Origin of the sequence: Fluoribacter gormanii (assembly GCF_900156395.1) — a bacterium.
GTDB lineage: Bacteria > Pseudomonadota > Gammaproteobacteria > Legionellales > Legionellaceae > Legionella > Legionella gormanii.
This window is the reverse complement of the sequence record NZ_FTNL01000018.1, coordinates 1-23,398: the sequence shown is the minus strand read 5'-3', so window position 1 is coordinate 23,398 and position 23,398 is coordinate 1. Positions and strand designations below refer to the sequence as shown.

Sequence of the window (23,398 nt, the reverse complement as noted above, 5' to 3'; positions counted from 1 at the left end):
GCGAAGTAAAACCCGGGAAAACCCTATTGTTTTCAATCCTGGGTTCAACTTCGCTGCACCCAGGTTACAGCTCATGTGAGCATAGAATTTATGCTTTGTCCTCGCCAATAACAAGAGTATGTTGATCGATAAAATAATATGGGGGAACTTCCATATTAATTGGCGCCGGGACATCTTTAAAAACCCTTCCAGAAAGATCAAAAGCAGAACCATGGCAAGGGCAGAAAAAACCACCTGGCCAGTCAGGTCCTAAATCACCAAGATTGGGTTTGTATTTTGGAGAGCACCCTAGATGCGTACAGATACCTATAAGAACCAGGTATTCTGGATTAATTGAACGAAACTCGTTTTTTGCATAGGATGGCTGCTGTCTCGTCACGGAGTTAGGATCACGTAACCTTGAAGAATCCATAGTCAAGCGCTGCAACATTTCTTTGGTTCGTCTAATTATCCATACTGGTTTACCGCGCCATTCAACAACAGCTTGCTCTCCTGGCTCCATTTTACTTAAATCAACGTGCACAGGCGCACTTTCAGCTTGAACTTTAGCACTAGGTAACCAAGAAGCAACAAAGGGAGTTAAAGCACATAAAGCACCTATACTTCCTAATACACATGTTGTAGTTAACAAAAATTGGCGGCGATCTTCATCTATAAGATCGTTTTTATCCTGTTCACGCTCAGGATCAGTATTCTCATTCACCATATCATTTGCTTATGTAATGTTTTAGCCTCGGTACAGCGCAGCAGAACCCAGCGAATCCATACTACCTTACGACCCCAGGTTCTGCTGCACTGCACGCAGGAGACAAACCGCACTTACTCCAAACACGTAAAATAAAAAACCCCGCAAAAGCGGGGTTCTTTAACCAATAAACGATTAACGTTTTGAGTATTGAGTTGCACGACGTGCTTTGTGCAAGCCCACTTTCTTTCTTTCAACACGACGTGAATCACGAGTTAATAAACCACGTGCACGTAATCTTCTACGAACAGAACTTGGACTAGGCTCAGCATCTTCTGCTAATCCTGCTTCATCGTAAGCAACTAATGCTCTTGCGATACCTAAACGTACAGCACCTGCCTGGCCAGAAACTCCACCGCCAGATACTGTAATGTATGCATCAAATTTATCAACAAGATCAACGGTTTCTAGTGGCTGCATTACAACCATGCAAGAAGTTTCACGGCAGAAATATTCCTGTAAAGAACGGCCATTTACTTTGATCTCGCCTTTACCTGGACGTAAAAACACACGAGCTGTTGAACTTTTTCTACGACCTGTGCCGTAGTATTGCTTCACTTCAGCCATAATACTTATTCCTCAATATCAAGTTGCTTGGGTTGCTGTGCAGTATGTGGATGCTCGTTGCCAGCATATACTTTTAGCTTACGATACATCTCTCTACCTAAAGGATTTTTTGGTAACATGCCTTTAACAGCAAGTTCGATAATTCTAACAGGATTTCTAGCCTGTAATTTTTCAAAACTATCTGATTTTATTCCACCAGGATATCCGGTATGACGATAGTACATCTTGTTGGTAAATTTACGGCCGGTCACAATAACCTTTTCCGCATTAGTAACTACGATGTAATCGCCAGTATCAACATGGGGTGTATACTCAGCTTTATGCTTGCCACGTAAACGACGAGCAATCTCACTTGCTAAGCGACCCAAAACTTTGTCGCTGGCATCAACCACTAACCAGTCACGCTTGACTTCATGGCCTTTGGCACTAAATGTCTTCATTAAATGAACTCCGAACCGCCTAAATTGGTAATCTTCTATCATGGACGGGCGATTTTAACCAAAACAGAAACATCCTACAAGTAAAAAAGGATAAAAATTTATAAACAATTAATTAAATCCGCATAAATATAACAAATTTCAAACAAGAATCATAATAATTTTTTGTTCTATTGTGTAAGTCTGGGCGAATTAAAACGTCACTGCCATTAAGTTAATGGCAGTTAGATGATGCAAAACCTGAGAAATCCAAAAATTTCATAATTTTCATTTTGGGTTTCGCTTCTACATCCAAGTAATACTTGGGTATATTGCTCATTCCCTGTCAATTAATAACTGCTCGGCAATATTGCCAGAAATTAAATGCCTTTCAATGATTTCATCAATATCAGCAAAAGACGCATAAGTGTACCACACGCCTTCAGGGTAAATTACGATACATGGCCCAGAACTGCAACGCCCGAGACAACCTGATTTACTTACACGAACTTTACCTGGACCATGCATCTCCAGTTCCAAAAGTCGTGATTTCATATAGTCAAAATACGGCTCACCACCGGTATTGGCGCAGCATTGTTTGCCTGCAGCCTTTTGATTGGTGCATATAAGAACATGTTTATTGTAATAAGCCAATGGACTACTTTCCTATAGATTCAATTTTTGTTTTTAACTTCAAACCGGGTTTAAAGGTTACAACTCTCCTGGCTACGACTGGAATTTCCTCTCCAGTTTTGGGGTTCCTACCCGGCCTTTGTGGCTTATCCCTTAATGTAAAATTACCAAATCCAGATAGTTTTACGTGATGTCCGTGCTCCAGGGCATGCCGCAATTCTTCAAAAAAATTCTCGACCATTTCCTTTGATGCAGGTTTGGACAGTTTTAATTCATCACACAGGGTTTCTGCCATTATTGCTTTGCTCAGTGCATTCACGATTATTCCCTCAATATGATTGAAAATTTATTTTCTAACATGTTGATTATAGCACTAATTAAAGAATTTATCTCTGCATCGACTAAAGTTCGATTTTCATCTTGTAGCGTCATAGCAACAGCAAGGCTTTTCTTTCCTTGAGGAATTCCTTCCCCTGTGTACACATCAAATACATCAAAAGATTTTAACCAATTTTCTTTTATGGTCTCTCGAACAACTGATTCAATCTTCATTACGCTGATGTCCGCATCGACTAAGAATGACAAATCGCGACGAATTTGCGGGTATTTTGAAATGGTTTTATAGCGTGGCGCTTCATGCCCATTTAATGCCGCTAAGTTGATTTCAAATAGTAAAACGTCCTCTTGCAAATCTAAAGCATCTGCCAAACGTGGGTGTAATATACCTATCCACCCGGCGGATACCCCATTGATATTGATCTGAGCTGATTGCCCTGGATGTAACGCATCATGCACGGCAGCTACGAATTCGACTTGTTTTAATTTAAGAGAAGCAAATAAAGATTGGAGATCACCTTTTAAATCAAAAAAATCAAAAACACGAGTAGGCTCACTCCAATTGACACTTCCTTGTTCTCCCATCAATAAACCAGCAATACAAGGACGCTCAACAAGTTGTTCCTTGTTCACATCAAAAACCACGCCGATTTCGAAAAATTTAACTGCATTTTGTTGACGGTGAACATTATAAATCATTGATGCAATCAATCCTGGCCACATCCCGGCACGCATTTGTGATAATTCCGAAGAAATTGGATTAAGCAACTGCATAAATTCTTTGTGTGGATAAAGTTCGCGTTGTAATTCAGGATCCACAAAACTGTAACTTATCGTTTCATGATACCCTCGGTTACTGAACCAGTGCGCTAGCTTCGCTGCTATTTCTTCATTACCACATGTTTTTCCTGCCTGCGCTAATGTTGAAGTAGGTTGTGCATGTAAATTGTCATATCCATAAAGACGGATGATTTCTTCAACCAAATCGACATCATGTTGGATATCAAAACGGTGAGAAGGAATAGTGACATCAAGAAAATTATTGTGCTCATTTCCTAGTACGACACCAAGCCCTTCTAATAATGTTTTCATTTCTTGCAGTGAAATATTAAGTCCAGTTAGTTTTTTCACTTTATCGGTATCAAAAGTAAATCGCACCGTTTCTGGTAAAAATTTTTTATCATCCGCTTCGATAACTGGCCCTACTTCTCCACCTGCAATTTCTAAAATTAATCCCGTAGCTCGTTCTAAAGCTTTCATTTGCAAGCATGGATCGACGCCTCGTTCATAACGTTGAGAGGAATCACTGAACAAGCCAAATTTTCTTGCTACTCCAGCAATAACAATCGGATTAAAATAGGCACTTTCTAAAAATACGTTTTGGGTATGCGCTTGTACCGAACTTGCTTCTCCACCCATGATACCAGCCATTGCCAAAGGTTTCTCTATGTCTGCAATAACCAATACTTTTTCATTTAATGTTAATTCTTGACCATCAAGCAATGTTAGCTGCTCTTGATTATTGCTAAAGCGTACATTAATTCCACCCTTGATTGTTGCTAAATCAAAAGCATGCATAGGCTGACCTAATTCAATCATTACATAATTCATAACGTCAACAATCGGATGCACAGTGCGAATACCGCTGCGACGTAAGCGCTCACTCATCCATAAAGGGGTGGTTGCCTTAGGATTTATATTACGAATTACTCGACCACAGTATCGCGGGCAAGCCTCAGGACTTTTTAGCTGTATTGGTAGCAGATCATCGATACTAGGCGTCAGTTCAGGAATTGATCTTTCTAATAAAGGCAATTTGTTTAACACCGCCACCTCACGAGCGATGCCTAAAACGCTAAAACAATCAGCTCGGTTGGGAGTTAAATCAATATCAAAAATATGATCATCCAGAGTCAAATATTCACGCAAATCCATCCCCACAGGCGCATCAGTTTCTAACTCCATAATGCCCTCAGATTGCTCAGCCATACCTAACTCACTGACAGAACAGAGCATTCCTTGGGATAGTTCACCACGTAATTTGGATTCTTTGATATTAAAACCTCCCGGCAGACGGGCGCCAATCATAGCTAATGCTACTTTTAATCCGGCTCTTACATTGGAAGCACCGCAAACAATTTGCAAAGGTTTATCCATGTTTGCATTGACTTCACAAACAGTTAATTTATCTGCATTGGGATGAGGTTTGGTACTAAGAACTTCAGCAACGATTACATGAGTAAATTCTCCTGCTACTGGACTCACCGCATCTACTTCCAGGCCAGCCATAGTCAGTTGACTTGCTAATTCTTGTTCAGTTAATGAGTAATTTACCCATTCACGTAACCATAATTTACTTAATTTCATTTATAGTCCTTACCACCTGATTAAACTTTTTATTAGATTCGCAGAGCTTTGCTCGGATGTCGAACCACAATACTGAAAACAACGGATCAATAGTGTAAAATATCTTAAAATTGACTTAAGAATGTAAGATCATTTTCAAACATCATCCGTAAGTCATCTATTCCATAATATAACATGGCCAATCTATCGAGCCCCATGCCAAATGCCCAACCTTGATATTCATCGGGGGAAATATTCACAGCCTTGAGTACATTAGGATGCACCATGCCACAGCCTAGGACCTCAAGCCATCCAGTAAACTTACAAGAACGGCATCCTTTACCACTGCATTGGGTACATTCAATATCAACTTCTGCCGATGGCTCGGTGAACGGGAAATAAGAGGGCCTAAATCGCAATGCCAATTTACGACCGAAGAAATCTGCGAACAAATCTTGGAGCAAGCCTTTTAAACTGGCTAAAGTGGCCTGCTTGTCAATCAATAACCCCTCGACCTGATGGAACATAGGTGTATGAGTTAAATCAGAATCACAACGATAGACACGCCCCGGAGCAATTAAACGAAAAGGAGGTTTGTGATGTTCCATAGCACGAATTTGTACTGGCGAGGTATGCGTTCTCAATAAACGACCATCACCAAAATAAAAGGTATCGTGCATTGCACGTGCTGGATGATGACCAGGAATATTCAACGCTTCGAAATTATAAAATTCCGTTTCTATTTCCGGGCCATCAACAATATCAAAACCCATCCGGCTAAAAAACTCATTAATTCGATGTTTCACTTGTGTTACTGGATGCAATGAACCACTCTCTTTCTTACGCCCTGGAAGGGTCACATCAATACGTTCTGCTGAGAGTTTTTCTAGTAATTGCTTTTCCTTGAGTTCAAGCATTTTTGTTTCAATCAATGTACTGATTTCACGTTTTGCCTGATTTACTAATTGACCTACTTTAGGTTTGTCTTCGGCGGATAAGTGAGCAAGTCCTTTTAAAATTTCAGTCAGCTTACCTTTCTTGCCAAGAAAATCAACGCGAATTGATTCTAATCCAGATACATCTTGTGCATTCTTAATTGCTTCAGAAGCCAGCTCTTGTATGGTGATGATATCCTGCATAATTATACCCACAAGTAAAAAGGAGGCCGCAGCCTCCTTAGAATAAATTTCATCTTTTATCTAGTGTTCTTAACTAATTTGTAGCCTAGGCGCTGTGTAGCAGAACCAGGCTGCAATAATTATCGATACTTTATAAAGATTATTTTGCTAATGCAGCTTTAGCTTGTTCAGCAATTGCAGCAAAAGCTATTTTGTCATGAACAGCTAGATCAGCCAATACCTTTCTATCCAGATCAATTGATGCTTTTTTCAATCCATCAATTAAACGGCTGTATGATAATCCGCACTCACGAGCTTGTGCATTAATACGCGTGATCCACAGTGCACGAAATTGACGTTTTTTCTGACGTCGATCGCGATAAGCATATTGACCCGCTTTGATTACTGCTTGTTTTGCCATGCGGTAGGTTCGGCTACGAGCTCCGTAATAACCTTTTGCTTGGTCTAAAACTTTCTTGTGACGCGCTTTCGCTGTCACACCACGTTTAACTCTTGGCATTCTTCATTCCCCCCTTAACTACCGTGCAACATGCGTTCAGCCAAACGTGCATCGCATGGCTTTAAAGTACCAGCCTCTACACGCAAATGACGCTTTGCCTTAGTAGACTTTTTGGTGAGGATATGATTTCTATAAGCGCCGCGACGTTTAATCGCGCCACTTGCTGTCTTACGGAAGCGTTTAGACGCTCCGCGATGTGACTTTAACTTCGGCATAACAATGTACTCCGCATTTGTTTTCAGCTACTTGGTTTTTTTGGGTGATAAAACCATCAGTAATTGTCTTCCTTCGCGCTTTGCATGCTGTTCTACAACAGCAAATTCAGCTGTATCTTGCTGTAAACGCTCAAGAATCTTCATACCCAGTTCTTGATGAGCCATTTCACGACCACGAAAACGCAGCGTAATTTTAACTTTATCACCATGATTTAGGAAACGGATCAGGTTGCGTAGCTTGACCTGATAATCCCCATCTTCCGTCGTAGGACGGAATTTCAATTCTTTGACCTGAATTTGCTTTTGCTTTTTCTTTGCTTCAGCTTGTTTTTTACTCAGTTCAAAGAGAAACTTGCCATAATCCATGATACGGCATACTGGAGGTTTGGCTGTAGGCGATATTTCTACCAGATCCAATCCACCTTCTTCCGCTGCACGCAGGGCTTCACGTGTTGAGACAATTCCTGCCTGGTTACCATCGACATCAATTAAGCGTACCTCAGGTACATTGATCTGTTCATTAATTCGTGCGCGATCATTTTCACGCTTAGTTGGTGCACTAATGGTTTAATCCCCCCTGCTTGTTAATTAGGTATTGACCCTTTTCGAGCAATTTCTTGCGCCAAGGTATCACAAATTGTATCTATTGTCATCACACCCAAGTCTGTTCCCTCACGTGAGCGCACTGCAACTTGGTTTGATTCAACTTCTTTATCCCCTATCACTAGGAGATAAGGTACTTTTTGTAAAGTATGTTCACGAATTTTAAAGCCAATTTTCTCATTTCTCAAGTCATAGTTGGCCCGAATACCTCTTTTTTGTAAAATTTGAGTTACCTTTTGGGCATAATCATTCTGTTTTTCACTAATTGTGAGCACGATTGCTTGTACTGGGGACAACCATAAAGGAAACTTTCCTGCATAATGCTCTATCAAAATCCCCATGAAACGCTCAAAAGAACCCAAAATTGCACGATGCAACATCACAGGAATTTGCTTGCTACCATCTTCAGCAACATACGAAGCATCCAAACGACCCGGCATCGAAAAATCAACTTGTATGGTTCCACACTGCCAAATTCTACCTAAACAATCAGCCAAGGAACACTCAATTTTAGGTCCATAGAAAGCACCCTCGCCTGGAGCATCAACCCATTCTATATTGCGATCTTTCATTGCTTGTTTTAAAGCCGCCTCAGCTTTATCCCATACATCATCACTTCCAACTCGTTTTTCAGGACGTAATGCCAATCGATATTTTATTTCTTTAAAACCAAAGTCAGCATATACAGACTGAACCAACTCGAGCATCATCGCAACTTCTGATTGGATTTGATCTTCAGTACAAAAGATATGAGCATCGTCTTGAACCATATTACGGACACGCATCAAGCCATGTAATGCACCAGAGGGTTCACAACGATGACAATTACCAAATTCCGACAATCTTAATGGCAAATCTCTATAACTTTTTAAACCTTGATTGAATACTTGCACATGGCATGGACAATTCATTGGCTTAACTGCGTAGTGACGATTTTCAGTTTCAGTAACAAACATTTCATCTCTAAAGTTAGCCCAATGACCTGATTTTTCCCAAAGAACCCTATCAACCAATTGAGGCGTCTTAATTTCTTGATAACCAAAATCAACCAAACGATGACGCATATAGCGCTCAAGCTCTTGATAAATTGTCCAACCTTTGGGATGCCAAAATACCATTCCAGGAGCAATATCCTGGAAGTGGAATAACTCCAAGCTTTTACCTAATTTACGATGGTCGCGTTTTTCAGCTTCCTCAAGACGGAATAAATAGTCGGTTAAGGATTTCTTGTCAGCCCAGGCAGTACCATAAATTCGTTGTAACATTTCGTTATTGGAATCGCCGCGCCAGTAAGCACCCGCTAATTTAGTCAGCTTAAATGCCTTCAAAAATCCTGTGGAAGGAACATGAGGACCACGACAAAGGTCTTCAAAATCGCCTTGCTTATATAAAGACAATACTTCATCTTTAGGAATATCAGCAATAATCTTGGCTTTGTATTCTTCGCCAATACCCTTGAAATATTTAATTGCTTCATCACGGGGTAGTTCTCTACGTGTCACCGGGTAATTCGCTTTAGCTAACTCCATCATTTTCGCTTCAATTGACTCTAAATCCTCTGGAGTAAAAGGTCTTTGGAAGGCGAAATCATAGTAAAAGCCATCTTCGATAACAGGGCCTATAGTGACCTGTGCTGTTGGAAAAAGACTTTTAACTGCTTGTGCTAATAAGTGTGCTGTAGAGTGACGAATCACTTCAAGGCTTTCATCTTGTTTTTCTGTAAGGATGACTAATGCACAATCATTCTCAATAAGGAAAGAAGTATCGACTAAGCGCTCATTGATACGGCCTGCTATAGCAGCTTTAGCTAAGCCTGGACTTATACTATGAGCTACATCATAAACAGTTAAAGGCGCTTCAAAATGTTTTATACTTCCATCAGGCAATTTAATGTTTGGCATAATTTTATCCGTAAGCACTTCTTTTCAAAAAAAAACCCTGCATGGCAGGGCTTAAATCTCAATTTAAAAGGAGTCAATCTTAAGCATCATCCCAAATGAAAGCGGGCGCTCCTGGAATACGATTTAGTTGCATGGTAGGCACGAGTGGGATCGAACCACCGACCACCACCATGTCAAGGTGGTGCTCTACCACTGAGCTACGTGCCTATAAAACGACCTGCATACACATTGGGATGAAGTATATAATAAGGTGATATTACAAAGCAATCATTTACCTAGAAAAAACAAATGAATCCATCGTGAACGCGTTAAAAATGTGCAATTGCTTTTTCCTAGTTACATTTTTATCTTTATATGTCTGGCAACCTTATAAATTTATAGATATGTTCCAATTCAGCTCAATTCACAGAATCTCTTAAAGATAGGCTCAAATGGAGGGGAGCCATTCAAGCCATAATATTGCGAGGTTAACTGCTATGAGTCATACCACCTTTTCTCGTTGGACTGTGCTGTGATATTTGTTCCATCGTACATCACTGTTCTTTATTGGGCTGATAGAACCTTTCCGTAGGTTTCTTTAGCATTATACTTCGTTTGCTCTTCATGTCAACCATTGGTTTCGATTAGAAACTAAAAGTTTCGTATTTTGCAAATTTTTGCATGTTTTGTGTCTATTGATTATAATTTATTTATTCATAAATTAGAGTTCTATATACCATGGAAAAAATAAACCTGGCAAAACAGTTCGCTGATCGCCTCCGTGATGCCATGATCGCAGCAGGATTTAATTCACTACGATCTACTTCGGGAGTTTGCATCCATAAGTTGTCGGAAATTACCGGCTATTCGTTACAAATATGCCGTAAGTATCTTCGTGGCGAAGCCATTCCTGATCCTGTTAAACTGGTAGAAATCGCAATGAAACTTCATGTTTCACCAGGGTGGTTGTTATTTGGCGACTTTCATAATGATCAAGGAGTTGCCCAAGAAAAAGTATCCATTAGTAAAAATTTACTTCACTATATTTTAACTAAAGCCTCCTGTCTTTATAACGATATACTTCCAGAACAAGAAATACCCAATTTCTTAATTGAACTAATCAATGACGTCAGCCTAATTAGTGCAGACGACGAACAGTCTAAAAAAATTATTGACTTAGCTTTGGCTTCGCTGAAACACTTTGGTCATTCACACCGAACATCATAAAATGGCTCTTTATATGAGGACCAGAACGAGCTAATGAACGTCGTGTACAATTCATGTTTAAAGATAAAGTTGATTTAACCATTAATGACCATTCAAGCCTGACTTACCAACTCTTTGGTGGCCTTGATAGAGCACCCAAAATCAAAATTTGCATTGATAATGCGCATGAACAAGAACTCCTTTCTATATATTTCTCCATTTGGCCCAATAGTGATATCATTGCATTTTAAAAACACACTGAGTTTATATGTTACTCCATTGTCTTTTCATCATTGGTATTTGTGTTGAAGCAATCACTGGCGCCTTAGCGGCTGGTCGTAAAAAAATGGATTTCTTTGGTGTTATGTTGATTGCAAGCATTGCGGCATTAGGTGGTGGCGCTGTACGAGATGTCCTATTTAACACGTACCCTCTAACTTGGGTTATTCATCCTGAATATTTACTATACACATCAGTATGTGCATTCCTAACTATATTTATTGCACATTCATTGATTCGAATCATGAAAATATTTTTAATCCTCGACGCTTTGGGATTGTCTACATTTGTGATTATTGGTACTCAAAAAGTACTCAACCATGGTTTATCACCCAGCATTGCCATCATTAGTGGCATGATTACCGGTATTTGTGGTGGTATGTTACGAGATATTCTATGCAACGACATTCCTTTGGTATTAAGAAAAGAACTTTATGCAGTAATTGCTTTGGCTGGTGCAGTACTATTCACCACCCTTCACTATTTCGAGATTTCAGAAAATCTCAATGTGATTATTACACTCATCAGTATTTTTACTGCACGACTGGTAGCCATTTTTTTCCACATTGAAATACCAATATTTGACTATTCAGAAAGTATCAAAAAACGGAAGCGAAAACCGTAGGGCAAAGAAAATTGTAGAAATGTAGTTTGGGCGAAGCGAAAAACGGTAAAAACCACTAGCTTAACCCGGGTTCCGCTTCGCTTCACCCAGGCTGCAAATCACTCTTAGACTTCTTTAATTTCGATAATGCTTACTTCTTCATCGGGTACATCAGCGTGCCCCATGCGTTGCCCAGTTTTTACTTTAGCAATCGCGTCTACAACATCCATGCCTTCAACTACCTCACCAAATACACAATATCCATATCCTTGCATATGGTCACCGCTATAGTTCAAAAATGCATTATCAGCAACATTAATAAAAAATTGCGCTGTTGCAGAATGAGGATCCATAGTTCTTGCCATTGCAATAGAACCTCGTTTATTGGGCTTCGCGTTCTTAGCTTCATTTTTAATAGGCTCGCGAGTTGCTTTTTGTTTCATCTCGGAGTCAAGTCCACCACCTTGAATCATAAAGCCTGCGATAACACGATGAAATATTGTATTATTATAAAAACCGCTGCGCACATAATTAAGAAAATTTTCTGCAGTAGCTGGAGTATTTTCTGTATCTAACTGTAGATGAATATCACCTTTAGATGTGCTAATTACAACCATTAATATCTCCTGTCATTTTTTAAATTAATTGATAAATCTTAATATATGTAAAAAGACGATGCTTTTTACAGGATATTATTCGTAATATGACGTAAATGCATGAGTGCCTTTTAATTCACACGTTCGTTAATTATCAACTCACGCATTTTATCACAAACATCATGCATTACATGAACATTATGAATGCTTGCCAATGCTGTAAATAAATTTGCTTTTTGTTTTGTTAACTGATGCAGATAAGAGCGTGAATAGTTACGACAAGTGTAACATGTACAGCGGGCCATAATCGGCGACATATCATCAGCAAAGCATGATTTTTTTATTTGAATTCGTTCATTCTCATACTCACTGACAAAACGCAACCAATTACCTTCTCGAATCAATTCACCACAATATAAAGACCCATGTCGCGCATTACGGGTCGGAGCGACACAATCGAACATATCTATTCCTTCAGCGACTACATCCAAAAGGTCCTGAGGAGACATTCCAACACCCATAGTATATCGTGGCTTATTTTCTGGTAAATAATCGCGCACCCAACGAATAACTTCCACCGTGGTTTTCATATCAAAACCAATGGTTTCACCACCAATTGCAATCCCATCGGTATCCATGGAAGATACAAAATCCGCACTTTCACGGCGTAAATCTTTAAAAGTCCCTCCTTGAATAATACCAAAAAGAGCTTGCACATAACCATAGCGTGAGTTGGGATATTGTTGATGATAGTGTATTGATTGTTTTAACCAACGATGTGTACGTGTCATGATATGGCTGACCTCATCCTTAGTACAACTATCCGGCGTGCACTGATCAAAGGCCATAATAATATCCGCACCAATAATCTTTTGGGTTTCTAAGGACATTTCCGGTGTCATATGAATTAACCGCTGACTTCCTGGTAATCGAAAATGCGCGCCATCCTCATCAATCGTACAAATTTCTTTATTTTTGGATAAACTAAAAACCTGAAAGCCACCACTATCCGTTAACATCGGTCCATGCCATCCCATAAAAGGATGCATCCCACCTGCTTTTTCGATGACCTCCATGCCCGGGGCACATAGCATATGATAGGTATTACCACCCAAAATGATTTGACTGTGTGCGTCATGCAATTCAGCGGGAGTCATATTATTTACACCAGCACGCGTCCCAACCGGCATAAAAACTGGGGTAATAAATTCACCGTGAGCCGTAGTGACACGCGTCACTCGCGCTTGAGTAGATGAGTGTTTATGCAACACATCGCAAGAAAAGGTTTTCATCGGTTAGAAATAATTCAAAAATGCCGATAATAGCTAAGTCAAACTCAGATTACCAGCATTAACCCTGTTAATAATTAATCAATAGGCGCATTTCGCAATACACTGTAGTGAGCAAAAGCCGATGAAAAATGGAGTGACGTATCAGAATGCACACGCGCATGCATATGAATCAGCACACCGAATCAACAAAGCAATTTGTCACTCAAGTAGAGTTTCGAAAGAAGTCTAATCTATGATATCATGCGCAAAATCTATGGATGCATGGCCCTATTAATCCAAATTCGAAAAAGGATATATGTATATGCCCAGTTCAAATTCTAATTTATTCATGATCGATTTAGAAAGTACTGAACTTTCAGACATTGAACGGGAAATCATTAAGCATCCTCTGGTAGGTTCCGTGATTCTTTTCACTCGTAACTTTTTGAGCCCACAGCAGTTAGAACATTTAATTTGTGAAATCCGCGAAATCAATCCTAACATTTTTATAGCGACTGATCACGAAGGTGGTTTTGTGCAACGCTTTATGCGCCATGGATTTCGTGCTTTGCCGGCTCCTCGCGTTTATGGCGATACCTATGATCTTAACCCGGAAGTCGGCATCAAACTTGCCAGACAATACGGCGAAATTATGGCCAAAGACCTATTGGCTTGTGGTGTAGATTTAAGCCTTGCGCCAGTCCTTGACCTACATGATAAAAGTCTTATTATTGCTCGTTTAGATCGTGCTTTTCACCATAATCCTGAGGTGATTGTCACTTTAGCCGGTGCTTTTATTGAAGGGATGAATGCAGCCGGTATGCCAGCCGTTGCCAAACATTTTCCAGGACACGGTTCGGTCACTGGCGATTCACATAGTACAATGCCGATTTCTCTTTCCTCGATGGATGAGTTGAAAACCAAAGATTTAAAACCATTTATCGAGCTAATCAACAAAGGACTACTTAGCGCGGTCATGCCGGCGCATGTAACTTATAAGTACGTTGATGGAAATAAGCCTGCTGGCTTTTCAACCATTTGGCTGCAAGAAATATTACGCCATGAATTAGATTTTACAGGTTTGGTTCTAAGCGATTGCTTGAGCATGACCGGTGCCGATATAGGCAATTTAATGACCCGAACAGAAGAAGCCCTTAACGCAGGTTGTGATATGCTGATCGTCTGTCACCAACCACGGCAAGTATTGCTGGAGTTATTGCAAAAAATTAATTTATCTCAATCACCAGAATCAGCCGCTCGTATTGTTCACTTTAAAAATCAGATGATTCGCTTCGCACATCCGGAAACAAATCAACCCACGTCTTATTTATCCTCAATAACGCCAGAATGCGCTCCAGCTACTGTGAGCAAAAATCTGCAATTCAATACTTCAAAAACAATTTAACAAAATACTCATTTAGCCTGGGTGTGAGTGCACTTAGCGAATACGGGTTTTAAGACATAAACCACTTAAACGAACATCCCAATCCCGGGTTCCGCTTCGCTACTCCCAAGCTACAAAGCATCAAGATTATAAATTATCTTCGTGAAGCGCACTTCGTCGGGTATGCCAAAACAAGAAACATCCCATTAGGGCCATGAATGAAAAATATAGAGCACACCATCCTGGCATTGAGATTCCCAACATCCGCCAGCTTATCTCAGCACAATCGCCGCTCCCCAAAAATAAAGTTTTTACCACAGTTTGCCAGGGAAAATAACGGATTAACACGTCGAGGCCAGGCATACATGCCGGTGCCTCGCCCGCCGGTAAAGACTGTAACCATAATTGACGTAAAGCAAAAAATAAGCCGGCACACGAAATAATGATCTGCAACAAACTGATAATATGCGCCTTTTTTAAAGTTCGTAAGCTTAACCCCATGATGGCCAACAACAAAAAAACACAGACGCGCTGCATGAGGCATAAGGGACAAGGAATAAGGCCAACAATGTATTGAAAGTAAAACGAAGCAAATAATACAAACAATGTCAGTATTGCATTAAAGTTTTGAATTTTTCTATAAGTTAGTTTTCTCATGATTTGGGCAACATATAAGATATAGCAGCCTTAAGATCATCATCACTGCATTTAATACACGTTCCTTTTGCAGGCATAGCATTCAGACCTTTTATTGAAGAAGCAAGTAAATCATTTAATTCCCTCTTGGTTAATCGCGGTTTCCAATCCTGTTCATTTCTGAATTTTGGTGCTCCCGCGAGACCGTCTCGATGACAAACAATACAATATTGTTGGTATGTTTCTTGTCCTGGTTCTTTTGTCTCTACATTACTAATTGCTTTATTATCTGTCTGGGCCTGACCTTGTATAGTGACCTTTCCTACAGGTTGAATTCTTAATTGAATTTCTCGTTGCTGCGATTCATCACTTGCATATGCCACAAATGAAAAACAAAACAATGATATTAAAAACTGCAACCTCATGCCCATACACCTCATGATAATAATTTAGGATAATACCTAGAAGTGATTTTTTTTTCCAGCAAGATTAAAATCAAATAAGTGGAAAAGCATCTTGTATCTAGGAAACAATCTTCAAACTATAATGGATTGTTAAAAAAACTAAGGAGCAAAAACATGGTCCAAGCAATTCCTGAAGGCTTTCATACCTTAACCCCAGCCTTTACTTTCAAAGATTGTGCGAAAGCAATTGAATTTTATAAACAAGCATTTAATGCTAAAGCGCTCCATATTTTCCCTTCCTTGGATGGGGAAGGCATTATGCATGCTCACATTCAAATTGGTAACTCCATTATCATGATGGGTGATGAAATGGAGGGCGAAAGTTGTTCCAAAAGTGCTGAAACCCTTGGAAAATCACCAATCACACTTTTTGTCTATGTTTCTGACGTAGACTCGTTCTTTCAACAAGCTGTAGCTGCTGGAGGTCAAATAACAATGCCTGTAGCTGACATGTTTTGGGGCGATCGCGCCGGACTAATTAAAGATCCTTTTGGCTACTCGTGGATGATCGCCACACACACCAAAGATCTAACCGATGAAGAAATCAGGCTCAATGCAGTAGAGGCATTCGCCGCTATGGAAAAAAATAAGCTATAAGGATTTGAAATGTCAGACAACACCATACAAGATTCTATTTTGCTCATTGCCGATCCTAAAATAGTTGCCATTCCGGTGATTGAAAATCACGACCCAATAATTGACTTAGTGAATCATCCTGAAATTATCTATGGTCCATCTCCAGAAATACCGAATAATACTGATTACACAAAAATGCGAAAAACGGTTTATGAAAAATTAAACCAAGCCCAATCCTTGTTACCTAAAGGATTACGTTTTTGCTTGTATGAAAGCTACCGTAGTCTGGCATTACAAAAATTTCTTTTTGATACCCGTTATGGAAAAGTTAAGAATAAACATCCCGAATGGTCATCAGAGCAGATTTTTACTGAAACAACCCGACTGGTCTCCCCCGTGATCAACCTGGATGGTTCACCCAATATTCCACCTCATTCGACCGGCGCTGCAATTGATGTTTATTTAATCAATGATCAAGGCGAGGCCATTGAAATGGGAATTCATCCTAAAGATTGGATGGAGGATTTAGACGGCTCTCTCTCATTAACTGCCTCAGAAATTATTACTGACGAAGCAAAACAAAATCGAAAAATCATGTGTCATGTCTTAGAAACTGTAGGTTTTGTTAATTATCGTAATGAATATTGGCATTGGTCTTATGGAGATCGTTATTGGGCCTATTACAAACAACAACCTTATGCCTGTTACGATAACTATAAATAATCTCCTTTCGCAACCCAATAAATTGGGTGCTCGTGCAAATTCAAAATCCGAGGTTTGCGCTGAGACTCACCCAAGCCACGAGCAGAAAAATCAAGTTTGGAGCCAATAACAACTCCATTCGACAACTCTTTGAAAATTAGGTTATATTTCAATGGTATTGATTGATTATGGATGTATAACAATAAGGAAAGGATATGGCAAATACAAATGAACTTTACACCCCAAGTACTTTAAGGCGAAATTGGGGTTGGCTTTTGGGGTTAGGAATATTACTTGTTTTTCTGGGTTGTATCGGCTTGAGCATGGTCATCGGCTTGACCTTAGTTAGCATGTATTTTTTTGCTGCCTTATTAATTATTTCCGCGATATCCCATTTTATTGATATTTTCAAACATCGAGACTGGAAAGGTATATTCTGGCAAACAATAATTGCAGTTTTATACCTAATTGGGGCTGGTGTTGTTCTGTATGATCCCTTTTTAGCATCTACTTTAATTACTGCACTCTTAGCTGGTGTACTGATTGTTATTGGCATCACCCGAATAATTCTTGCCTTTTCTTTAAAAGACAGTAAAGGATGGGGTTGGTTATTATTTGCAGGAATTATTGCCATTATTCTTGGTGTATTAATCATCATGCAATGGCCAGTTAGTGGCTTATGGGTTATAGGAATGTTCATTGCTATTGATATGATTGTAAATGGGTGGACTTACATTTTTATCGCTCTTTCTGTACGTGCATCTGTTTAATGAACATAGTATGATACTGCATACTCTTCAAAATGCAGTATCAAATGTATTCAAGAACTCTACGCATAGCAACTCGCCAAAGCCCTTTGGCTCTGTGGCAAGCCAATCATGTTCGGGATTTATTGTTAGAGAAATGGCCGAATCTGCAGATTGAATTATTACCCATGAGCACATCCGGAGATAAATTCCTCAAGGACAAACTTCTTGCTGTCGGCGGCAAGGGTTTATTTGTCAAAGAGCTCGAAGAAGCATTGATGGACAAAAGGGCCGATTTTGCAGTCCACTCTTCAAAAGACATGCCCGCAGAGTTCCCTGAAGGCCTGGGTTTGGCTGCAATTTGTAAAAGAGATAATCCTTTTGATGTCTTTGTCAGTTACCAGCATACCGATTTACAGACACTGCCCCCACAATCTATTGTTGGGACTTCAAGTCTTAGACGGCAATCACAATTATTGGCGTACAGGCCGGATTTACGTGTTAAGCCCTTACGAGGAAATATCAATACTCGACTTGAGAAACTGAAAGCAGGAGAATTTCAAGCAATTATTCTTGCTGCTGCAGGTCTTGAGCGTATGGGATTTACCAATATAATAACAGAACAATTATCTGCTCAAATCATGCTGCCTGCGTGTGGTCAAGGTGCTTTAGCAATCGAATGCAGAAGTGACGATCACGAAATGCGAGCACTACTTGCCGAACTTAATGATCCAGTTTCTTCTATTTGTGTGCATGCAGAGCGAAAGGTCAATGCCCTCTTGGGTGGTAATTGTCATGTCCCTTTGGCAGTTTTTTGTGTCCCAGTAAAAAACAATCAACTTTCCTTGCAAGCGAAAGTTCTAACTCTTGATGGCTCGCAAATTATTAAGAGCGAGCAAATTGGCCCATTGGAGCAGGCAACACACTTGGCTGAACTTTGCGCCCAATCGTTGCAAGCTCAAGGGGCCGCAAACATTCTGGCATCAGTACCAAAATGAACAGCTCCCTCCACGGTTTACGCATTTTAAATACTCGCCCACAAGACCAGGCACAGCCACTGAGTCAAAGCATTCGCGACGCAGGAGGCTTCGTAATTGAACTACCAACTCTAGAGATCAAAGCAACCAATAATAATTGGATCAATTTATTACCTGATTTAAAAAAAGTAAACCAAGCCATTTTCATTAGCGCTAATGCCGTTCATTATTGTTTTACCCAAATAAATAGGCAACATATTAAATGGCCATCTTCAATTCAAGTCATTGCAATCGGCCAAGGTAGTGCTGCAGCACTACAAAAATTTGGCATACAGGTCAACGCAATCCCCGATAGACCTGATAGCGAACATTTATTAGCATTAAAAACATTACAACAACCAGCCAAACAAAACGTGCTACTATTTAAGGGAGAAGGAGGCAGGCCACTTATTGAGGAGCAATTAATACAAAGAGGGGCTAACCTGATTATTCTTAAGGTGTATAAAAGGGAGCTCCCTAAAATTAGCGGGAATATGATTGAGTCGATATGGCGCAATGATTTAGTGGACATTATACTGTTAACAAGCGAACAGTCTCTGCATAACCTTTTGAAACTGTTTGACAAAGAGGCCCAGGAGTGGCTCCGTAATAAAAAATGGCTCATGATCAGCGAGCGCCTGGCTCAACTTGCTTCATCGATGAATATAAAAAATATCAGAGTTTGTAACCCTAATCGGGTGATGAATACATTGTTTGATTACGTGAACAAGGATTAACTTATGGCAATCGGCAACGAAGAACAAGTACAAAAAGTAAAAAAAACACTCAGTACTGCGCAAAATGAAGAGACAAAACCTAAAAGTAATTCTACTGGGTGTAAAAACAAATACCTAATATCTACCATCACCTTTATATTTGCCTTAGGAGCGTTAGGTGTTGCCGCCTATACTCTTTCCAAGAACAATCAATTGCAAAATCAATTAAGTAAAGCGCAAAATATTTTTTCTACCCAGCTACAACAATTGGAGCAAAGTCAAGAGCAAGTCCAAGAACAAATGAATGCAAGAACCAACACAACTGAAGAGATACAAACACAATTACAAGTCAAATTTGAAAACTTAAGCAAACAAATCCAAAATGCAGTAAATCAAAAGTTTTATCAAAATCAGGATTGGCTTCTCCTCAAGACGCGTTATTATCTTGAGTTAGCTCAGATCAATGCACATTGGAGCAACGAAACCGATTCAACAATAGCATTGTTGGAGCAGGCAGATCAGCTCTTAAAGCAGTTAAACGACCCTAAAATTTTGAATATCCGACAAGCAATAGCCAAAGATATAGCACAGATACAAACGCTACCCTCTGTAGATATTGCTGGATTGCTTAGTCAATTGGATGCAGCTCAAAACAGCATTAATGATTTGAGCATCCCTTTACCGATGAGTGGAAATACACCACCGAAAGAAAATACAATACCCTCATCAAATGACTCTTCCAGCTGGAAAGTTCGATTACAAAGCAGTATGAATGTGCTGGAAAAACTTGTTGTAATTCGACGACATGATCAAGGGATTGAACCGCTGATGTCTCCTTTATTTGAAGCCTTACTTAAAGAGAAGCTACGCCTCAATTTCCAGGAAGCACAATGGGCTGTTCTTAATAATGAGCCTTTTGTTTATCAACTGGCTCTAAAACAAGCGATTAGTAGTCTTAAAATGAATTTTAATGAAAACATACCAAGCACTGCCGCTTTAATCAAAAAACTGACCGAGTTACAACAAAAAAATATAACTCGTAAAAAACCAGCCATGGGTTCTGCGCTCCCCATGCTCAATGAATTGATTGAAACGAAAAAAACTCCAGGGACTCAGTCTTTAAATGACGAACAAGGAGGAAATCAAAAATGATGCGTATTCTCTTGGCTTTCTTGATCTTGCTAGGCTCCGTAGCGTTAGGAATTCAACTCAATAAAGACCCAGGCTATGTATTAATTGCTATCAACCAATGGACCATTGAAACTACGGCCTGGGTAGCTGTCTTTGGTATCATTATATTGTTCATTGCCATGTATCTTGTTTTGCGCTTATGTCAGAAAATTTCTCATACCCCAAGCACATTAACCCAATGGCATTCGAAACGTCTCGCTCAAAAAGCGCAAGCAATTACCCGAAAAGGATTAATTGAATACAGTGAAGGATATTGGTTAAAAGCAAAAAATCATTTGATTCAAGCCTTACCGAATACGGATACGCCTTTGCTGAATTATTTAACGGCAGCTCGAGCCGCCCAAAAAATGGGAGACAATCAATTACGCGATGATTATCTGCGTGAGGCACAACAATCGATGCCTGAGGCTAAAATTGCCGTTGAATTAACTCAAGCAGAATTGCAACTAGCAAATCATCAATGGGAGCAAGCTCTGGCAACACTAAAACATTTACATGATATAGCCCCTCATCATCCTTATGTTTTAAAGCTCATAATGCAACTTTATCAAGAAGTAAAAGACTGGGCTCAGCTCATTCACATTTTGCCTGACTTAAAAAAATATCAGGTTGTTAATTCACAAGAATTTGATTTATTACAGTACAATGCCTATTTACAGCGGCTTATTGATCTTGTTAAGCAGAATCAACACGAGGCAGTGAATATTTTCTTTAATTCATTACCCAAAGCTTTAGCTAATGAGCCAAATATCATAGCCGAATATGTGCGTTTCTTATTAAAAAATGCGGATTATACTACTGCAAGCGACCTATTACGTCGTGCACTACGCAAAGACCTTAGCCCCCAATTGATTGGCCTCTATGGCCTATTACCAATAGATGAAAAACAACTGGCTTTTGCTGAAGGATTACTGAAAAAAAATGCTCATTCAGCGGCACTTTATTTATGCTTGGGTCAAATCTGCATGAAACGAAAATTGTGGGGAAAAGCCAAATATTATCTCGAAAAATCAAACGAAATAGAGCCTACCTCTTTAGCTTATGAAACTCAAGGACAGTTACATGAAATGCTTGGTGAAGAAGCGCTTGCTTGTAGAAGCTATAAGCAGGGCTTAGCATTAACAACAAAAGATATTTAAACCTATGTTTAGAAACAGAAGGCCGATTAGGCCTTCTAACTGTTACTGCTGATTTAAGCTAAAGTTTCAACACAAACTATAGTTTCTTAGATCAGTGTCTGATTTACTTCTACGCCACCTATACCTAGATCTGTAAATGTTGCTTGTAATGATAGAGTCGCATCTGTTTGGCCTGAAACTATTGCAGTTGAACTATCTACTGTTGCAATTGAACTATCGGCAGTCGCAATTGAACTAATCGCTGAGGTTGTTGTACTATCCACTGCAGTCACAGTTAAACTATCTGCTACTGTCGCAGTTGAACTATCTGCTACTGTCGCAGTTGAACTATCTGCTACTGCCACAGTTGAACTATCTAGTGCTGTCACAGTTGAACTATCTAGTGCTGCCACAGTTGAACTATCTAGTGCTGCCACAGTTGAACTATCTAGTGCTGCCACAGTTGAACTGCTATCAGAAGCAACTACACTTAAGACACTTTGTGCGCTTACATCTAAAATACTATCTTGTGGAGTTAAGTCAATTGTGGGAACAGATGCAGCGGAATCAAGAGAACTCCCCGTTAAAGTACCTTGCAATGCCGGATCAATTGCATATGTATAGCTTGTAGGATCTACAGTTTCAATAATGCGATCAACCAACACCGCATCATGACCCGACCCAGCATCTGCATAAGCTAGTGAACTATCTACTACTGTCGCAGTTGAACCATCTGTTCCTGTCAAAGTCGAACCGTCTACTACTGTCGTAGTTGAACCATCTGTTCCTGTCAAAGTCGAACCGTCTACTACTGTCGTAGTTGAACCATCTGTTCCTGTCAAAGTCGAACCGTCTACTACTGTCGTAGTTGAACCATCTGTTCCTGTCAAAGTCGAACCGTCTACTACTGTCGTAGTTGAACCATCTGTTCCTGTCAAAGTCGAACCGTCTACTACTGTCGTAGTTGAACCACCTGTTCCTGCAGCAGTTGTACCATCATTTGCAGAGGAGAGTGATCCTGGATCAATTGTAGTAACAGGATTAATAGTAACTAATTGAGTTGCCGTCGCTGTAGCTACTGACTCCTCTACGGTGGAGTAAGCTTTTATTGCTAATTCAAGGTTGGTTGAGACAGTTAAGTTCCCACTTACCATTATGGCAAGATCCTGCAATTGGCTCGCACTGACGGTATAAGTACCATCGGTATTAGCTACTAAAGCAGTTCCACCTGAACTTAGAATCGCGCCATCAGGAACATTGCCAATCGTTACTGACAACGAGTCTGTGGTATTCCCCAATGAAAGTGCTGCATTTATATCAAGAGCTATTGCGGTATTTACATCTCCAGAGACCGCTTGCGCATCTAATATAGGAACATCCGCAACAGGATTAACGGTCACCGTTTGCGTTGAGGTCGCTGTGGCGACTGAATTTCCTACGGAAGAGTAAGCCGTTATTGCTAGGGCAAGATTGGTGGTGCTGGCTAATTGGTCATTGACCGTAATCGCAAGATC

At 39.9% G+C, this 23,398-nt stretch carries 27 protein-coding genes and 1 tRNA gene; 11 read left to right on the top strand and 17 right to left on the bottom strand.

The features are described 5' to 3' along the window. Positions 1–88 precede the first annotated feature (88 nt). From petA to BW930_RS11710, 12 genes are all read right to left on the bottom strand, one after another. Complete coding sequence (gene petA, locus BW930_RS11765) at positions 89–706, bottom strand: ubiquinol-cytochrome c reductase iron-sulfur subunit (RefSeq protein WP_058468777.1); 618 nt, start codon at positions 704–706, stop codon at positions 89–91. A 174-nt stretch (positions 707–880) separates the two neighbouring features. Continuing rightward, positions 881–1,312 carry a 30S ribosomal protein S9 gene (gene rpsI / locus BW930_RS11760; RefSeq protein WP_058468778.1) on the bottom strand — a complete coding sequence of 144 codons (432 nt, stop codon included), beginning with the start codon at positions 1,310–1,312 and terminating at the stop codon, positions 881–883. Between the two features lie 5 nt (positions 1,313–1,317). After that, positions 1,318–1,752, bottom strand: coding sequence for a 50S ribosomal protein L13 (rplM, locus tag BW930_RS11755; RefSeq protein WP_058468779.1), 435 nt, complete (start codon positions 1,750–1,752; stop codon positions 1,318–1,320). A gap of 312 nt (positions 1,753–2,064) precedes the next feature. Then, positions 2,065–2,382, bottom strand: coding sequence for a (2Fe-2S) ferredoxin domain-containing protein (locus BW930_RS11750; RefSeq protein ID WP_058468780.1), 318 nt, complete (start codon positions 2,380–2,382; stop codon positions 2,065–2,067). A 4-nt stretch (positions 2,383–2,386) separates the two neighbouring features. Beyond that, positions 2,387–2,680: an integration host factor subunit alpha gene (locus tag BW930_RS11745; protein WP_019234608.1), complete on the bottom strand. Its 294-nt coding sequence runs from the start codon at positions 2,678–2,680 to the stop codon at positions 2,387–2,389. A 2-nt stretch (positions 2,681–2,682) separates the two neighbouring features. Continuing rightward, positions 2,683–5,064: a phenylalanine--tRNA ligase subunit beta gene (gene pheT / locus BW930_RS11740; protein WP_058468781.1), complete on the bottom strand. Its 2,382-nt coding sequence runs from the start codon at positions 5,062–5,064 to the stop codon at positions 2,683–2,685. A 104-nt stretch (positions 5,065–5,168) separates the two neighbouring features. Then, positions 5,169–6,182: a phenylalanine--tRNA ligase subunit alpha gene (gene pheS, locus BW930_RS11735; protein WP_058468782.1), complete on the bottom strand. Its 1,014-nt coding sequence runs from the start codon at positions 6,180–6,182 to the stop codon at positions 5,169–5,171. 139 nt (positions 6,183–6,321) lie between these two features. Then, a complete protein-coding gene (gene rplT, locus BW930_RS11730; protein WP_058468783.1) occupies positions 6,322–6,681 on the bottom strand; it encodes a 50S ribosomal protein L20 in 360 nt (119 codons plus the stop codon). A gap of 14 nt (positions 6,682–6,695) precedes the next feature. Then, the gene (rpmI, locus tag BW930_RS11725; protein WP_019234612.1) at positions 6,696–6,896 is read right to left on the bottom strand and encodes a 50S ribosomal protein L35; all 201 of its coding nucleotides are present in this window, start codon (positions 6,894–6,896) and stop codon (positions 6,696–6,698) included. A gap of 27 nt (positions 6,897–6,923) precedes the next feature. After that, a complete protein-coding gene (gene infC / locus BW930_RS11720) occupies positions 6,924–7,460 on the bottom strand; it encodes a translation initiation factor IF-3 (protein ID WP_040523000.1) in 537 nt (178 codons plus the stop codon). Positions 7,461–7,480: 20 nt separating this feature from the next. After that, positions 7,481–9,400: a threonine--tRNA ligase gene (thrS, locus tag BW930_RS11715; protein ID WP_058468784.1), complete on the bottom strand. Its 1,920-nt coding sequence runs from the start codon at positions 9,398–9,400 to the stop codon at positions 7,481–7,483. A 132-nt stretch (positions 9,401–9,532) separates the two neighbouring features. Next, positions 9,533–9,607 (bottom strand) — tRNA-Val (locus BW930_RS11710). A gap of 510 nt (positions 9,608–10,117) precedes the next feature. On the opposite strand from BW930_RS11710, the gene BW930_RS11705 reads away from it, so the two are divergent. The 3 genes from BW930_RS11705 to BW930_RS11700 are packed head-to-tail and all read left to right on the top strand — an operon-like array spanning position 10,118 to position 11,489. Continuing rightward, a complete protein-coding gene (locus BW930_RS11705) occupies positions 10,118–10,606 on the top strand; it encodes a helix-turn-helix domain-containing protein (protein WP_058468785.1) in 489 nt (162 codons plus the stop codon). 53 nt (positions 10,607–10,659) lie between these two features. Then, positions 10,660–10,836, top strand: a complete 177-nt coding sequence (locus BW930_RS17170; protein WP_154668519.1) for a hypothetical protein — start codon at positions 10,660–10,662, stop codon at positions 10,834–10,836. A 17-nt stretch (positions 10,837–10,853) separates the two neighbouring features. Continuing rightward, entirely contained in the window at positions 10,854–11,489 is a 636-nt protein-coding gene (locus BW930_RS11700) for a trimeric intracellular cation channel family protein (protein WP_058468786.1), read from the top strand. Positions 11,490–11,593: 104 nt separating this feature from the next. On the opposite strand, the gene BW930_RS11695 is transcribed toward BW930_RS11700, so the two are convergent. Together BW930_RS11695 and tgt are read right to left on the bottom strand one after the other, a co-directional pair. Beyond that, complete coding sequence (locus BW930_RS11695; RefSeq protein WP_058468787.1) at positions 11,594–12,085, bottom strand: peptidylprolyl isomerase; 492 nt, start codon at positions 12,083–12,085, stop codon at positions 11,594–11,596. Between the two features lie 110 nt (positions 12,086–12,195). Then, positions 12,196–13,356, bottom strand: coding sequence for a tRNA guanosine(34) transglycosylase Tgt (tgt, locus tag BW930_RS11690; RefSeq protein ID WP_058468788.1), 1,161 nt, complete (start codon positions 13,354–13,356; stop codon positions 12,196–12,198). Positions 13,357–13,657: 301 nt separating this feature from the next. Here tgt and nagZ point away from each other — a divergent pair, with 301 nt between their 5' ends. Further along, a complete protein-coding gene (nagZ, locus tag BW930_RS11685; protein ID WP_058468789.1) occupies positions 13,658–14,740 on the top strand; it encodes a beta-N-acetylhexosaminidase in 1,083 nt (360 codons plus the stop codon). Positions 14,741–14,866: 126 nt separating this feature from the next. Here the strand turns inward: nagZ and BW930_RS11680 are convergent, their stop codons facing one another. Then, positions 14,867–15,376, bottom strand: coding sequence for a disulfide bond formation protein B (locus tag BW930_RS11680; RefSeq protein ID WP_058468790.1), 510 nt, complete (start codon positions 15,374–15,376; stop codon positions 14,867–14,869). Beyond that, positions 15,373–15,780 carry a c-type cytochrome gene (locus tag BW930_RS11675; protein WP_058468809.1) on the bottom strand — a complete coding sequence of 136 codons (408 nt, stop codon included), beginning with the start codon at positions 15,778–15,780 and terminating at the stop codon, positions 15,373–15,375. Before BW930_RS11675 ends, BW930_RS11680 begins: the two co-directional genes overlap by 4 nt. A gap of 153 nt (positions 15,781–15,933) precedes the next feature. Between BW930_RS11675 and BW930_RS11670 the strand changes: the two genes are divergently transcribed. The 7 genes from BW930_RS11670 to BW930_RS11640 all read left to right on the top strand — a co-directional run bounded on the left by BW930_RS11670 (position 15,934) and on the right by BW930_RS11640 (position 21,905). Further along, positions 15,934–16,416: a VOC family protein gene (locus BW930_RS11670; RefSeq protein ID WP_058468791.1), complete on the top strand. Its 483-nt coding sequence runs from the start codon at positions 15,934–15,936 to the stop codon at positions 16,414–16,416. 9 nt (positions 16,417–16,425) lie between these two features. Then, a complete protein-coding gene (locus BW930_RS11665; protein ID WP_058468792.1) occupies positions 16,426–17,118 on the top strand; it encodes a M15 family metallopeptidase in 693 nt (230 codons plus the stop codon). 194 nt (positions 17,119–17,312) lie between these two features. Continuing rightward, the gene (locus BW930_RS11660; protein ID WP_058468793.1) at positions 17,313–17,867 is read left to right on the top strand and encodes an HdeD family acid-resistance protein; all 555 of its coding nucleotides are present in this window, start codon (positions 17,313–17,315) and stop codon (positions 17,865–17,867) included. Between the two features lie 44 nt (positions 17,868–17,911). Continuing rightward, on the top strand, positions 17,912–18,841 hold the full coding sequence (gene hemC / locus BW930_RS11655; protein WP_058468810.1) for a hydroxymethylbilane synthase: 930 nt from the start codon (positions 17,912–17,914) through the stop codon (positions 18,839–18,841). Next, entirely contained in the window at positions 18,838–19,596 is a 759-nt protein-coding gene (locus tag BW930_RS11650) for a uroporphyrinogen-III synthase (protein ID WP_058468794.1), read from the top strand. Before hemC ends, BW930_RS11650 begins: the two co-directional genes overlap by 4 nt. Before the next feature lie 3 nt (positions 19,597–19,599). Further along, positions 19,600–20,727, top strand: coding sequence for a uroporphyrinogen-III C-methyltransferase (locus tag BW930_RS11645; protein WP_058468795.1), 1,128 nt, complete (start codon positions 19,600–19,602; stop codon positions 20,725–20,727). Further along, positions 20,724–21,905: a heme biosynthesis HemY N-terminal domain-containing protein gene (locus tag BW930_RS11640; RefSeq protein ID WP_058468796.1), complete on the top strand. Its 1,182-nt coding sequence runs from the start codon at positions 20,724–20,726 to the stop codon at positions 21,903–21,905. The genes BW930_RS11645 and BW930_RS11640 overlap by 4 nt, the downstream gene beginning before the upstream one ends. Before the next feature lie 86 nt (positions 21,906–21,991). Here BW930_RS11640 and BW930_RS17165 read toward each other — a convergent pair. Then, on the bottom strand, positions 21,992–23,398 hold a 1,407-nt coding region (locus tag BW930_RS17165; protein WP_175607552.1), incomplete at its 5' end, for a beta strand repeat-containing protein.

Bases quoted from the DNA above. Each gene is read 5' to 3' on its own strand.
- petA (WP_058468777.1), bottom strand. From the start codon at position 706: ATGGTGAATGAGAATACTGATCCTGAGCGTGAACAGGATAAAAACGAT.
- rpsI (WP_058468778.1), bottom strand. From the start codon at position 1,312: ATGGCTGAAGTGAAGCAATACTACGGCACAGGTCGTAGAAAAAGTTCA.
- rplM (WP_058468779.1), bottom strand. From the start codon at position 1,752: ATGAAGACATTTAGTGCCAAAGGCCATGAAGTCAAGCGTGACTGGTTA.
- pheT (WP_058468781.1), bottom strand. From the start codon at position 5,064: ATGAAATTAAGTAAATTATGGTTACGTGAATGGGTAAATTACTCATTA.
- pheS (WP_058468782.1), bottom strand. From the start codon at position 6,182: ATGCAGGATATCATCACCATACAAGAGCTGGCTTCTGAAGCAATTAAG.
- rplT (WP_058468783.1), bottom strand. From the start codon at position 6,681: ATGCCAAGAGTTAAACGTGGTGTGACAGCGAAAGCGCGTCACAAGAAA.
- rpmI (WP_019234612.1), bottom strand. From the start codon at position 6,896: ATGCCGAAGTTAAAGTCACATCGCGGAGCGTCTAAACGCTTCCGTAAG.
- thrS (WP_058468784.1), bottom strand. From the start codon at position 9,400: ATGCCAAACATTAAATTGCCTGATGGAAGTATAAAACATTTTGAAGCG.
- BW930_RS11705 (WP_058468785.1), top strand. From the start codon at position 10,118: ATGGAAAAAATAAACCTGGCAAAACAGTTCGCTGATCGCCTCCGTGAT.
- BW930_RS17170 (WP_154668519.1), top strand. From the start codon at position 10,660: ATGTTTAAAGATAAAGTTGATTTAACCATTAATGACCATTCAAGCCTG.
- BW930_RS11700 (WP_058468786.1), top strand. From the start codon at position 10,854: ATGTTACTCCATTGTCTTTTCATCATTGGTATTTGTGTTGAAGCAATC.
- BW930_RS11695 (WP_058468787.1), bottom strand. From the start codon at position 12,085: ATGGTTGTAATTAGCACATCTAAAGGTGATATTCATCTACAGTTAGAT.
- tgt (WP_058468788.1), bottom strand. From the start codon at position 13,356: ATGAAAACCTTTTCTTGCGATGTGTTGCATAAACACTCATCTACTCAA.
- nagZ (WP_058468789.1), top strand. From the start codon at position 13,658: ATGCCCAGTTCAAATTCTAATTTATTCATGATCGATTTAGAAAGTACT.
- BW930_RS11680 (WP_058468790.1), bottom strand. From the start codon at position 15,376: ATGAGAAAACTAACTTATAGAAAAATTCAAAACTTTAATGCAATACTG.
- BW930_RS11675 (WP_058468809.1), bottom strand. From the start codon at position 15,780: ATGAGGTTGCAGTTTTTAATATCATTGTTTTGTTTTTCATTTGTGGCA.
- BW930_RS11670 (WP_058468791.1), top strand. From the start codon at position 15,934: ATGGTCCAAGCAATTCCTGAAGGCTTTCATACCTTAACCCCAGCCTTT.
- BW930_RS11665 (WP_058468792.1), top strand. From the start codon at position 16,426: ATGTCAGACAACACCATACAAGATTCTATTTTGCTCATTGCCGATCCT.
- BW930_RS11660 (WP_058468793.1), top strand. From the start codon at position 17,313: ATGGCAAATACAAATGAACTTTACACCCCAAGTACTTTAAGGCGAAAT.
- hemC (WP_058468810.1), top strand. From the start codon at position 17,912: ATGTATTCAAGAACTCTACGCATAGCAACTCGCCAAAGCCCTTTGGCT.
- BW930_RS11650 (WP_058468794.1), top strand. From the start codon at position 18,838: ATGAACAGCTCCCTCCACGGTTTACGCATTTTAAATACTCGCCCACAA.
- BW930_RS11645 (WP_058468795.1), top strand. From the start codon at position 19,600: ATGGCAATCGGCAACGAAGAACAAGTACAAAAAGTAAAAAAAACACTC.
- BW930_RS11640 (WP_058468796.1), top strand. From the start codon at position 20,724: ATGATGCGTATTCTCTTGGCTTTCTTGATCTTGCTAGGCTCCGTAGCG.